Raw genomic sequence first — 12,537 nt, 5'->3', positions numbered from 1 at the left:
ATTTAAAACTTAATATTAGATAATTCTTGTAATGAGTTTGTAATCCCTTCGGTTAGCGCCATATGAATCTTTTCAGTGTCACTCAGTGATGCAAGCAGTGCTGAAACTCTATTTGGAATATTAAGCAAATTATTACGTACAACTCTTGCTACATTAAATGCATCGCGCTTTACTTCCTCTACTGCTACAAGTTCACCAATCTCAGCCTTAGCTTTCGCCTCAAGAAGTTTACCTCGTTCCATTTCATTTTTTATTCGAGTTTTTAGCAACATCGTGGAAAGGTTACTTGTATTTTCGTTTTCTGGATTTTTCCTCCTAAGTGGCTGACTTGGATCTCTTATTGCCGCTACTGCTTCATTTGCTTGTTCTCTATTTACCAAACCATTCTCCAACTCAATTATTCCTTTTTTTACTAAATAACAGACATATTGATTTGAAACTCCTATCTCTCTTGCCCATTCCGTTTGTGTGATCTTTTCCACTTCTTTTGCCCCTTTATTGCTGTTTTTCTTCTTGAATTTGTGCAAAAGTTTTGCCAGTACCAGAAAGAATTGCTTCCCTACCTGTGTATACTTGCCAACGTTTTATCGTTACATCTACAAATTTTGAATCTAGCTCTATTGTTCTGCAAATTCTTCCTGTTCTCTCACATGCAATCAGTGTGCTGCCAGAACCGCTAAATGGATCAAGTACAGTATCCCCAGGTCTGCTGCTATTAACTATTGCTTTCTCCATTAGCTCTACTGGCTTCATTGTTGGGTGCAGTGAGTTATGTATTGGCTTATCATAAAACCATAGATCACTTTGATTTCTACCTCCATGCCACTCACGTTTATTGCCGCTTTTCCATCCATAGAGCATTGCTTCGTATTGTCTTTGATAATCAGACCTGCCTAGCGTAAAATGATTCTTTGCCCAAATGATAAATGTTGACCATTTTCCTCCTGCTTCCTCAAATGCTTTTTGCAGCGTTGAAAACTCTGATGATGATATGCAGATGTAAATTGCTCCTTTCGTATATGCTAAAATATTGGAACAGATGTCGTAGAGAAAAAGCTCATACTTTTCACCTTGATTATCATTCAATATTTTTTTATCTTCTCTCTCCTGGCTACTACCATAATCAACGTTATATGGAGGATCACAAACAGTAATATCTGCCATTTTATCATCTAATACTGCTTTAAATGATTCAACTACGCAGCTATCACCGCAATAGATTCTATGATCACCTAAAATCCATAAATCCCCTGGTTTTGCTATTTCTACCTTTTTATCAATTAACTCCAAAACTCCTCTTTCTACTTCTTCTTTTCCATCAAAATCATCGAGAAAACGTTGAACTTTTTCCAATTCAAATCCAGTCATTTTAAGATCAAACTGCAAATCTTCTAACTCTTGAATTTCCACTTTCAAAAGCTCATCGTCCCACTTTGCCCAGTTAGCTGATTGATTTGCCAGTAACCGAAAAGCTTTAGTTTGTGGTTCATTTAAATTATCACTTAAGACCACTGGAATACTCTCCATACCAAGTTTTCTTGCTGCTTTAAGTCTTAAATGACCATCAACCACAGTTCCATCGCTTTTTGCAACTATTGGTATACGAAAGCCAAATTCCCTGATTGAAGCATACATTCTATTTACTACATCATCATTTTTACGAGGATTACGCTTATATTCGACGAGGTTTTCAACAGGATAGTAGTGGATTGCTAAATTCATATAATTTAAATCCTTAATAATTAAAAAGTTAATATTCAAAATATCTCTGACGCTAAAGAAGGCCTGGGGTTGAACTCACCAAATCCGCCATTCTGGCTGAAAGGACCCACTTTTTATGGATTTTTCGTCTTATTAATATCTTTACTAATATAGAACATTAATGCCAAAGCATCGGCCTCATTATCATCTCTAGGTGAAAAACTTTTTTCACGTATCGCTTCAATAACTTCACTCTTACTTGCATTGCCTTTGCCTGCTATAAAGCGTTTTATAGTTTTAACATTAACACCTTGGTAGGGAATATTGTTCTCTTCACACCAAGCAGACAGCACTGCAAGAAACCCACCGTAGCAATGGGCTGCATCAGTTCCTAAATGTCTTCTCACCTCCTCAAAGTACACTGCAGAAATGTCTTTCAAAGAATTGAGCCAATTGCAAAAGTTTAAGAAACACATTCCACCTCCGCTGAAACGACTACCATGAAAGCTTTTGCTCCCACTTTCAATTATTCCATCTGTTAGAATTGCCCAGCCTGTTTGCTTGCCGAGATCTAGCGTTAAGATTGACGTACAAAAACTCCTTTGTGTAATTAAAGTTCAATGCCCTGTATAATATATATGTACGATGACTCGCAAATTCGTCCGCAATTTTGAAAAAAAATTAAAAAAAATTTCATATCCTGCCATTTGAGTTTTTACTTATCTTAATAACTATTTTACATAACTTATATTACGCCAATATTTATATTATTATATTATCATATATTATATTTTACCTGTATTTAAATATATATATAATATATATAAGACTTCAGTAATCCGTAAATCCTCTTCACTGGCCGATTTTAGCCACTTAACTTTAGAAACGGCTTTTAGGAATAGAACATAAAAAAGACAATATTATCAATAACTTAACGATTACTGCTTTCTGAAATACTAATTAGTAATTCAGAAATTAGGTACGAAATTGGTAGTTTTTTACCTATGAAAAAGTAGCTTCAGTAGTGTATCAAAACGTTTAAATCTTATTTTAATTTTTAAAGATTTTATTCTTTTAGATAAAAAAATTATTACTACTTTTTTATAATAAATTAGTCATACAAAGTCTTGGTAAAAATCTCTATTCATGAAACTTTTGGAGTTTTTATGAAGAATTCTTATCAAGGAATCGATTCTACAATTGTTAAACATGTGAGATTTCAAGCTTCGCGCCTTAAATCCAAAAGCTGTTTTATTAACGAAAGTCTCGAAGATATAGAACAAGAGCTTTTTTGTCAGGTTTGGCAATATCTTAACCAGCACGATGAGAAAAGAAGTAGTTTTAGTACTTTCGTTGCTAGATTAGCTAATTATTGTGCTCGCAATATGTTACGCAATCAGTTATGTCTAAAACGTAATATAACTTTTGATGATATAAACGACGATATTCCAGATCATAGGAACTCGGAAATCGAGGCGATAATTCGCACTGATATAAATAATATAATTTCAACTTTGTCTGAAAAAGATAGTAATTTATGTCAATTACTTAAGGTATTTACTATTACTGAAGTTTCTGTAATAACCAAAATACCAAAGACAACTATCTATCGCACACTAGAACGAATACGCAATAAATTCTCAGTTTTAGAGAAGTTATAAGCTCTCGATTATATTTGCTCAAAATTTTTTTTTGCAAATTGCGGACGAATTGCCTAGGTCATCGTACATATATATTTAGGTACTGGGAGAAAAATGAAAATAATGAACAGCAATGAACGGCTAAAAGTTCAAACAGGTATAAAAATGGTCATCTTTGGTCCTTATGGTATAGGTAAAACTAGTCTCTTAAAGACCATAAATGAACCAACACTTTGTCTTGATTTTGAGGCAGGTTTACTTGCTGTTCAAGATTGGCAAGGGGATTCTGTAAGTATTCGTACTGGGAATGAGGCAAGAGATATTGCATGTCTCATAGGTGGTCCTAATCCTGCGTTAAAATCTGACTCAGCATATAGCCAAAGACACTATGAGCATGTATCCAGTAAATACAAAGAGCTTGCTTCGGAGTTTCTCAAGTATCGATGTGTTTTTATCAATAGTATTACAGTAGCCTCGCGTTTATGTCTTTTATGGTCAAAAATGCAACCTGAAGCTTTTTCTGAAAGATCAGGAAAACAAGATATGAGAGCTGCTTACGGGTTACTTGCTCAAGAAATGATGGCTTGGCTCAATCAGTTTCAACATATTCCAAATAAAGACATCATTACAGTTGGAACTCTTGGACAATACCTCGATGATTTCAATCGCTCAACTTGGCTACCTCAATGTGAAGGAGCTAAAACTGCAAGTGAAATTCCAGGTATTGTTGATGAGGTAATCAGTATGGTTGGAATCAAGAAAGATGATGGTACAGAGGTTCGTTCATTTGTCTGTCAGACGATTAATTCTTGGGGATATCCTGCTAAAGATCGAAGTGGTTGCCTTAATATGGTTGAAGAACCGCATCTAGGAAAACTTCTTACAAAAATTAAAACTAAAGCTTTTGCAATTCAACCTGTCACGCCCAACATATAGGAGGTTATTATATGCTACAAAACTTTTTAACTATTGGTCAAAAAATTCCTTTTTTCAGTGTGAAAGAATACTTGGACGATCGATCGCCAATACCAGAGGATATAATCTCACCAAGAATTTTAACAAAAAGAGGCTTATTGGTACTGGGTGGCCCACCTAAAATCGGCAAAAGTGACTTTTTGATTTCATGGCTCGTTCATATGGCTGCAGGTGTTCCTTTTCTTGGTATGGTTTCAAATAGACCTTTAAAAATTTTCTACATGCAAACTGAAATTGAATATATGAAAGAACGTTTGCAACAACTTGATAATGAACTTTTGAATGTAGCTGCTAACAACTTAATCATTACGCCAAAAGTGCACTTATCATTTAATCATGATGAAATAAGTGGAATTAAGGAGATTGTAAATGAACGCTTTAAACCTGATGTTTTGGCCATAGATCCATTACGTAACATCTTTAGCAGTGAATATGGGAATGAAAATGATAATAGTGCTATGCTGTTCTTTCTGCAAAAGACTCTTGAGAAGCTACGCAGTGCTGTCAATCCAGATGCTTGTATTGTACTCAGAGGTTGTCCGGAAACAAGTAAAAGGCTATAATATCTGAAATTTTAGTACGGGGTAAAGATGAGAAAAAAGTATCCAACAGATCTAAGCGAAAGGGAATGGTCAAGAATAGAAAAACACTTCAGAGTATCATACAAGAAAGGAGGAAGGCCGCCAAAGTATAGCAAAAGAGAAATATTAGAAGCAATTTTCTATGTATTGCGTACAGGGTGTCAATGGCGGTATTTACCAAATGATTTTCCGCTATGGAAGACTGTGTATGAGCAGTTCAGGCAATGGAAGAAGCAGGGAATTTTTGAGAAAATGAATTATGAAATTACAAAATATAGTAGAAGAAAAATAGGAAGGAATGAGCAGCCGAGTGCCTGTATAGTAGATAGTCAATCTGTAAAGACTACAGAAAAGGGGGGATCAAAGGCTATGATGGAAGTAAAAAAGTAAAGGGTAGAAAAAGGCATATAATTACAGACACTCAGGGTTTTATACTAGGTTGTTACGTAGGCGCTGCTAACGAAAATGATAGAGATGGTATTAAAATAGCATTAAACAATATGAGAACAAAATATACTAAAGTTAAAAAAATGTGGGCTGACATGGGATACCAAGGAAGAAATTTAAAGAATCACATAAAGGAAGAATATGACATAGATATTGAAATTGTTAAAAGGCCTCCATGTAGATTTTGGGTGCACAAAGATACGCCACCTGAGCTACTACCAACAAGAGAACAAGGGTTTAAAGTACAGCCAAGAAGATGGGTTGTAGAAAGGACTTTTGCTTGGGTTAATAGGAATAGAAGGCTATCGAAGGAGTATGATTTACTCACAACATCCACTGAGAATTTCATATACCTAGCTATGAGTAGGGTTATGTTAAAGAGGGAATATGCTTGAATTTACTAGTTTCCGGACAACCTCTCACTCATCATACAAAAAAATTATCGAAAAAGATGCTCGAAGAAGATCCATTTCAAGGCCTAAGTGGTGCTGGATCTTTACGTGGATTTTACAGTACTGGTATGGTGATGTTTGCTCATGATGAAGAAAGCAGTGCACGCCAGATAGTATTTGAGCTTCGCAATGGTGAACGCGTGCCAAACAAACTTGTCGATAAGATAAATGGTCATTGGCAGCTAATGGAATAGCTAACTTTCACTTTAAAGTCAACTTATAGGAGAGCGTATGCTACAAGATTTTTTAACTGATTTTAATAATGCAAAACTGCAGAGCAGTTTAATACCGAAAGGTACAATAGTCAAGGTAAAAATGGCAATAAAGCCTGGAGGTTATGAAAATTGGTTCACTAAAAACTACACTACTGGCAGTATCTATTTAAATGTAGAATTTACCGTCACTGAAGGCCCATATGCAAAACGCAAGATTTTTCAGATTATAGGTATCAAAAATGGCAAAGCAGAAGGTGAAGAAGACATCTGGGGAGAATCTGGACGTTCTATGCTGCGTAGTATTTTGGAATCATCCAGAAATATTCATGCAAATGACACTTCAGAGAAAGCAGTTACTGCTAGAAGAATAAACTCTATAGCTGATTTCAACGATTTAGAGTTTACAGCAAAAGTAGGCGTTGAAACTAATAATACATACGGAGATAGAAATAGGATTACTACAGTTATTACTCCAGAATTACAAAAAAATTTTCAAGATGATTGGTTGCCATTTTGAAGTATGACGAAGGAAAGTTGTGGGCTGCTGTTATTACTAGAGCTATTCAGGATGCAGCAGGAAAAAACCCTAAACTTAAAAAAGAGGCTTGTCAATGGATTCGCTCACGATCTTTTGAAACTGTTTGTGAGCTGGCTAATCTTGACTTTAAACGTCTAAAAAATATGTTGAACAAATTTGGAATAAACAAGGAGAACTTTATGGATTTTTCATCTAAAAATGCTTTGAAAATAAAATCGTTATTAATTAATAATATCAAAGATTGTTTATCTTATTTGTTACCTGAAGGCAAATCTTACCAAAATAAATTCTATATTGGCAGTAGAAATGGAAGGAGAAAATGCAGGAAATTGGTACAACCTGATCGAAGAAAAGAAAGGAAATATAATAGACCTTTGGACTTTAGTTAAAGGTAATATAGATTCTGCTGAAACATGGTTGAACGGTAAAGATGAAAGAAGTTCCATATTACAAGAAAAACAAAACGAAGGAAAAGCATTTTCTGTAAATCATTACTTAAATGACAAATCACCAATGCCACAAGATATAATAGGCCCAAGAATTTTGACACCAGGTGGTCTTTTGGTCATAGGTGGTACTCCAAAGATTGGCAAAAGTCATTTTCTTCTTTCTCTATTAGTACATCTGGTAGCAGGAAGATCATTTCTTGGCATGAAACCTACAAGACCGCTAAAAATATTCTATCTACAAAATGAAATGGAATATGATTATATTAGAGAACGTATACAACAACTCAATAAACTTCCTCATTTAGCAACAGAAAACTTAGTTGTGACGAACAAGATGAATTTGACCTTAAATGAAGAAGGTATAGAAAAAATAAAAAATATGGTAGAGGAAAAGTTTGATTTAGTTGTGATTGATTCTCCTTATAATTACGTTAACTATGGTCTACAGCATGCAATAGAAAAACTACGTTCCAAGATTAATACTATGGCTGGAATAATCATCACAAATCACACCAAAAAAGTATCTACCTCTACATTGGAAAAGAATCCATTTCAAGCTCTCGTTGGTGCTAATGCTTTAAGAAGTTTTTATACATCTGGAATAGTAATATTTCAACCCAATAAACGTACAAATATCTTGCAAGTAGTATATGAACTTAGAAACGGTAGATCTATACCAACAAAATTCATCAACAAGATTAATGGATGTTGGAAATCTGCTAACGTTATAGCTAGAACATAAAAATTCTTCAGGTAGGTATGGATATTTATTGTTCACAAAGAAATGGACATTATAAATTATTAGGGAAGAAAGAACAGTTAAGAACTCAACTCCTATCAAATATAAGGTCATGTCTTTCTTATTTACTGCCAAGAGGAACTTTTCGTGGTGATAAGTTCTATGTAGGTGATCTACAAGGCAATAAAGGACAAAGTATGATAGTGGAGTTAACTGGCAGTAAAGCCGGATTATGGCATGATTTTTCTACCGGAGAAGGAGGAGATATTTTTGATCTTTGGGCTGCTGTTACTGGAAAAAATCAATTTACTGATACGATAGAAGATATTGCTAAGTGGATTGGTTATTCGGAAAAAAATAACACTCTGGGGCAACCAACGGCATCATGGAACTATTACGATGAAAGTGATCAAGTGATTGTTACAGTTTATCGTTATAACACTGATTCAGGAAAAAGATATCTTCCTTTTGATGTAAAAAGGTCTAGTTTTACTCTACCAGAGACCAGGCCTTTATATAATATTCCAGGTATCGTGAAATCTGATAAGGTGATTTTAGTTGAAGGTGAAAAGTGTGCAGATGCTCTGATAGAGCAAGGTATGACTGCCACAACTGCAATGTTAGGAGCAAATGCACCAATAGAAAAAACAGACTGGTCACCACTTAAGGGCAAGCATGTTATTATTTGGCCAGACAATGATGAACCAGGTAAACAATATGCTGAGAAAGTTGTGAAAAAGCTTACTTTTCTTGGTGTTTTATCACTTACTCTTCTTGAAATACCGGAGAATAAACCAAAGGGATGGGATTCAGCTGATGGTATAGAAGAAAAGATGAATATTCCTGAATTCATTGAAAATAACTCGAAAAAAATCATCGTTAAGCAATTGCTTAATATTCAAGAATGGAGCGTAGAACGTTTTATAGGTCCAGTACCGGAGCAAAAGTTTCTTGTTGAAGGGTTATTTCCTTTAGGAGTGACATCTATTCTAGCTGCAATGGGAGATACTGGTAAAGGTATGCTTCTGCTTGATTTAGCACTGAAAGTTGCGAGTAGAAAAGATCAGCCATGTGGTTTTGGTCCTTTGGTTACTGAACATGGATCTGTTGTAATATTCTCTGCAGAAGATGATATGAGTGAAATACATCGTCGTTTAGAGCGTCTTGACTCACAATGCGAGAGATTAAAATATAAGGATAGGCTCTTTATTGTACCATTACCAAATGTTAGTGGATCACTTACAATCATAAAGAGTGTTTCAGGTAAAGTTATAGAGACTTCTCCTGAATTTGAATTGATAACAAAACAACTTAATAAAATAAAAAACTTAAAATTAATCGTATTTGATCCACTTGCATCATTTGTGCACGCTGATTTAAATACTGACCCAGCCGTAGGCGATTATTTGATCTCTTTATTATCTGATTTAGCAGGTAGCACTGGAGCATCAATAATTACTGCTCATCATATGAGAAAGCCAAAAAGTGAAAAACCTATATCGACTGTTGAGCAAGCACGTGATGCCATTAGAGGTACATCTGCTCTTGTTAATGGTGTTAGGTGTTCATACGCTTTTTGGTCTGTGGAAGATGCAGCTAAACCGACAATTTTTAAATCAATAGGAGAATCTGTAAGACAGAACGCATTATTTTATGGAGCAATTGTTAAAGCAAACGGTTTGGCTGATCGCACTTTACGCACTTATTTAAGAAATGAAGAAACAGGATTGTTAGAGGACATAACTGAAAGATTAAGAATAAAAAATATGAACGAAAAAGATTCAAAGCAGCATCTTATAACTGCAATTACACGAGCAGCAATTTCTGGACATCCATTTACCCATACAGGAAGTACAGGAGTGTATAAACAGCGGCATAGACTACCTGAGGAGTTTCACAGTATAGGAAGAGATAGAATGGAGCGTATAGTTCAAGAGCTGTTACAAACACGGAAGCTGGTTAAGGGAATGGCTACTGGTTCAAAAGAAGATAAATGGCTTGACATTCCTAGCGGACCATTTGCTCGCGGCGTTGGAAAGTTTAGCTGTGGAGCTGAGCTATTCTCCTAAAAAATTTTTCTGATATAAAAAAATATTTTGATTTTTGCGGACGAATTTTGAACTCACCGTACATATATAATATAGGGGGAAAATGTCAATACTCACACAGTCAGGAAGAGCAGCAATAGCAGCCAGCATCAAAAAGCAATCTATCCATCTTGCTTGGGGAACAGGTGATTCAAGTTGGGAAAGTAGCCACAAAGTAGAAAAAACTTTCGTTAAGGGTGAAATAAAATTTGATCATCAACCTATTTTTGATCGTCAACCTATTAAAGATGTGAAGGTTTTTACAGGGCAAACAACTTATCAGCCAAGTATTGACTATACAGTTAATGGCAGTACTGGTGTAATAAAACTTACGGAAAATAGCTCTATTCCAGTAAGTGATAAAGTTACTGTAGAGTATAGTGAAAGCACACCACCAGAGCTGATAACTTCTGAAAAACTGCTCAATGAACTTGGCAGACGTACTGCAGACGAAGTGCTATTCTGCACAGGTGATGAAAACGGTGAACTTATAACTCCATCTGGAAGGTTTAGGCCCTCAAATGTACCAACTAATAATCTCTATCTCAAATTTACTTTCGATTTCACGGATGCAGCAAATCAAGTAATCAGAGAGCTAGGGGTTATGGTTGGTACTAAAATAAAAGAAGAATTACCTGAAGGACAGAGATATTTTGAACCTCAAGATGTAGAAGAACATGGGATTTTATTGATTTTGGAACATACCGTACCACTTATCAGAACTGCTGCAACTCGGGAAACTTTTTCATTTGTTGTAACTTTTTGAATTTTTCTAGCATTAAATGACTTTAAACGCCTATTATAACCGCTTTAATCCTGACAAAGAATACGAAAAAAGCTTGTTTCTAGCAGGAAGAGGTCTACAGTCTGCAGAACTAAACGAGACTCAGGAGTATGCTCTCTCTAAGATTAAAGGCATAGGCGATGCAATATTTCGTGATGGTGATGTTATAACAGGAAGCAATTGTATTATAGATAGAGAAACTGGTAAAGTTACACTTGAGGGAGGAAAAATCTATCTGCGCGGTGCAGTTAGAAAAGTTGAAAAAGAAGAATTTGTTATTCCACTGAGTACCACAGTTCGCATAGGTGTTTATTATGTAGAATCTACGATTACAGAACTTGAGGATGAAAACCTTCGTGATCCTGCTATTGGTACAAGAAATTATCAGGAAGTAGGAGCTGCAAGGCTTAAAGTTTCCACCATTTGGGGTTATCAAGCAGAAGGTCTTTCTCCACGTTTTTCTGAAGGAGAGTTTTATCCAATCTATAAAATTGAAAATGGAGTATTAATAGAACATTCACCACCTCCACAAGCAAACATAGTAACTACTGCTCTTGCTCGTTATGACAAAGAAGCAAATGGTTCCTACGTCGTAAATGGTCTTGAAGTAATGTTCCTGCAAAAGGAAGAGGGAGAAGGAGGAAAAAAAATATTTGTGATTAATGAGGGCAAAGCTCATGTTGATGGCTATGAGATTGAACTTCCTCACAGTATTCGTGTTTCTTTTGATGAAGATCCGGATATAAAATCAGTTGAATCAGAACCACATACTTTTCAGCCAAATAGCCAAAGAGTAATGGAACTGAAGGTTAATGATTTTCCAATAAGTGAAATTAAAAAAGTAGATATAACTGTTCAGAAAACCATTACTGTTACTCATGGTTCATACTCTGGAGCTATTGATCCGATACCTGACTCTGCAGTACTTGAGATTATTCAAGTTAAACAAGGCAATGTTATTTATGAAAATAGTATAGATTACAAATTAAACGCAGGAAACGTTGATTGGTCATTACCAGGTAAAGAACCAGCTCCTGGAAGTAGTTATCAAATAACCTACCGCTGTCGTACTCATGTAAGCCCTGAAGATATAAGTGAACAGGGATGCAAAGTAAAAGGAGCAGTTGATAACAGCTTGGTTCTGATTGATTACACCTGGAAAATGCCCCGCTATGATTTAATTACTATCGATAGCAAAGGAGTGGTAAGAAGAATAAAAGGAATTTCTCACCCTTGGCGACCATCAATGCCTAGAGCGCCTAGTGGACAACTTTTGCTCTGCTACATTCATCAGACGTGGAAAAAAGGCGAAGGGGTAAAAATAGTGAATAATGCTATTCATGCTGTACCGATGAATGAGCTTGAAGCAATGAAAAAAGGAATAAATGATCTTTATGCGCTGGTTGCAGAGGAACGTCTACGCAATGATGCAAATTCAAGAGAACCTACCACCAAAAAAGGAGTATTTGTTGATTCATTCTTTGATGATGATATGCGCGATCAAGGAATTTTGCAGTCTGCAGCAATAGTAAATAAGGAACTAATTTTACCAATAGATGTAACGATTGCTGATATTGATGGAGGAGAAAAAACTTATTTGTTGCCATATGAACTTGAACCGGTACTGGAGCAGCTTTTACAGACCAAAGGAGAAAAGATCAATCCATATCAAGCTTTTGACCCAGTCCCGGCAAAAGTTACCATGAACAAAAATATAGATCACTGGACGGAGGTTACTACGAATTGGAAAAGTCCAGTAACCAGAGTGTTTAATGTTAAAGAAACAACAGAGCTGCTGTCAAGTACCTCATACGAAACTGAATTTATGCGAGAAGCAACTCAAAATTTTGAGATTGAAGGTTTTGCAACTGGTGAAAAGCTTAAGGAAGTAAAATTTGATGGCCTAAGCATTCAACCCATACCATAGAG

Annotated in this window: 12 protein-coding genes and 2 pseudogenes; 11 read left to right on the top strand and 3 right to left on the bottom strand. The window is 35.6% G+C overall.

The window, feature by feature from the left end; all coding sequences use genetic code 11:
• Positions 1–2: 2 nt before the first annotated feature.
• From L0Z58_RS02935 to L0Z58_RS02925, 3 genes are all read right to left on the bottom strand, one after another.
• Positions 3–482 carry a hypothetical protein gene (locus tag L0Z58_RS02935; RefSeq protein ID WP_010962701.1) on the bottom strand — a complete coding sequence of 160 codons (480 nt, stop codon included), beginning with the start codon at positions 480–482 and terminating at the stop codon, positions 3–5.
• Positions 483–495: 13 nt separating this feature from the next.
• A complete protein-coding gene (locus tag L0Z58_RS02930; RefSeq protein WP_010962700.1) occupies positions 496–1,722 on the bottom strand; it encodes a DNA modification methylase in 1,227 nt (408 codons plus the stop codon).
• 113 nt (positions 1,723–1,835) lie between these two features.
• Complete coding sequence (locus L0Z58_RS02925; protein ID WP_038228276.1) at positions 1,836–2,285, bottom strand: crossover junction endodeoxyribonuclease RuvC; 450 nt, start codon at positions 2,283–2,285, stop codon at positions 1,836–1,838.
• Positions 2,286–2,867: 582 nt separating this feature from the next.
• Between L0Z58_RS02925 and L0Z58_RS02920 the strand changes: the two genes are divergently transcribed.
• From L0Z58_RS02920 to L0Z58_RS02870, 11 genes and pseudogenes are all read left to right on the top strand, one after another.
• Positions 2,868–3,362, top strand: a complete 495-nt coding sequence (locus tag L0Z58_RS02920; protein ID WP_010962699.1) for a sigma-70 family RNA polymerase sigma factor — start codon at positions 2,868–2,870, stop codon at positions 3,360–3,362.
• A 93-nt stretch (positions 3,363–3,455) separates the two neighbouring features.
• Positions 3,456–4,277 carry an ATP-binding protein gene (locus tag L0Z58_RS02915; RefSeq protein ID WP_010962698.1) on the top strand — a complete coding sequence of 274 codons (822 nt, stop codon included), beginning with the start codon at positions 3,456–3,458 and terminating at the stop codon, positions 4,275–4,277.
• 11 nt (positions 4,278–4,288) lie between these two features.
• Positions 4,289–4,846, top strand: a pseudogene (locus L0Z58_RS02910) (AAA family ATPase); the annotation flags it as partial.
• A gap of 60 nt (positions 4,847–4,906) precedes the next feature.
• A protein-coding gene (locus tag L0Z58_RS02905; RefSeq protein WP_099606204.1) for an IS5-like element ISWpi1 family transposase occupies positions 4,907–5,739 on the top strand; the annotation gives its coding sequence in 2 pieces (ribosomal slippage) (positions 4,907–5,276 and positions 5,276–5,739; 834 coding nt in all).
• 11 nt (positions 5,740–5,750) lie between these two features.
• Positions 5,751–5,990, top strand: a pseudogene (locus L0Z58_RS02900) (AAA family ATPase); the annotation flags it as partial.
• 37 nt (positions 5,991–6,027) lie between these two features.
• Entirely contained in the window at positions 6,028–6,528 is a 501-nt protein-coding gene (locus L0Z58_RS02895; protein ID WP_010962695.1) for a hypothetical protein, read from the top strand.
• On the top strand, positions 6,513–6,938 hold the full coding sequence (locus L0Z58_RS02890; protein ID WP_010962694.1) for a hypothetical protein: 426 nt from the start codon (positions 6,513–6,515) through the stop codon (positions 6,936–6,938). The genes L0Z58_RS02895 and L0Z58_RS02890 overlap by 16 nt, the downstream gene beginning before the upstream one ends.
• Entirely contained in the window at positions 6,856–7,740 is an 885-nt protein-coding gene (locus L0Z58_RS02885) for an AAA family ATPase (RefSeq protein WP_022626306.1), read from the top strand. Before L0Z58_RS02890 ends, L0Z58_RS02885 begins: the two co-directional genes overlap by 83 nt.
• 17 nt (positions 7,741–7,757) lie before the next feature.
• Positions 7,758–9,806 carry an AAA family ATPase gene (locus L0Z58_RS02880; protein ID WP_010962692.1) on the top strand — a complete coding sequence of 683 codons (2,049 nt, stop codon included), beginning with the start codon at positions 7,758–7,760 and terminating at the stop codon, positions 9,804–9,806.
• Positions 9,807–9,888: 82 nt separating this feature from the next.
• Positions 9,889–10,590, top strand: a complete 702-nt coding sequence (locus L0Z58_RS02875) for a hypothetical protein (RefSeq protein ID WP_010962691.1) — start codon at positions 9,889–9,891, stop codon at positions 10,588–10,590.
• A 16-nt stretch (positions 10,591–10,606) separates the two neighbouring features.
• Positions 10,607–12,535: a DUF4815 domain-containing protein gene (locus L0Z58_RS02870; RefSeq protein WP_010962690.1), complete on the top strand. Its 1,929-nt coding sequence runs from the start codon at positions 10,607–10,609 to the stop codon at positions 12,533–12,535.
• Positions 12,536–12,537: the final 2 nt, after the last annotated feature.

The sequence above is a fragment of the Wolbachia endosymbiont of Aedes aegypti genome (assembly GCF_021496215.1).
Taxonomy (GTDB): Bacteria; Pseudomonadota; Alphaproteobacteria; order Rickettsiales; family Anaplasmataceae; genus Wolbachia; species Wolbachia pipientis.
The sequence above is the reverse complement of the archived record's forward strand: the minus strand, read 5'-3'. Positions and strand labels throughout refer to the sequence as shown.

Coding starts and splice junctions, on each gene's coding strand:
- L0Z58_RS02920 (WP_010962699.1), top strand. CDS start 2,868: ATGAAGAATTCTTATCAAGGAATCGATTCTACAATTGTTAAACATGTG.
- L0Z58_RS02930 (WP_010962700.1), bottom strand. CDS start 1,722: ATGAATTTAGCAATCCACTACTATCCTGTTGAAAACCTCGTCGAATAT.
- L0Z58_RS02880 (WP_010962692.1), top strand. CDS start 7,758: ATGGATATTTATTGTTCACAAAGAAATGGACATTATAAATTATTAGGG.
- L0Z58_RS02875 (WP_010962691.1), top strand. CDS start 9,889: ATGTCAATACTCACACAGTCAGGAAGAGCAGCAATAGCAGCCAGCATC.
- L0Z58_RS02895 (WP_010962695.1), top strand. CDS start 6,028: ATGCTACAAGATTTTTTAACTGATTTTAATAATGCAAAACTGCAGAGC.
- L0Z58_RS02885 (WP_022626306.1), top strand. CDS start 6,856: ATGGAAGGAGAAAATGCAGGAAATTGGTACAACCTGATCGAAGAAAAG.
- L0Z58_RS02870 (WP_010962690.1), top strand. CDS start 10,607: ATGACTTTAAACGCCTATTATAACCGCTTTAATCCTGACAAAGAATAC.
- L0Z58_RS02915 (WP_010962698.1), top strand. CDS start 3,456: ATGAAAATAATGAACAGCAATGAACGGCTAAAAGTTCAAACAGGTATA.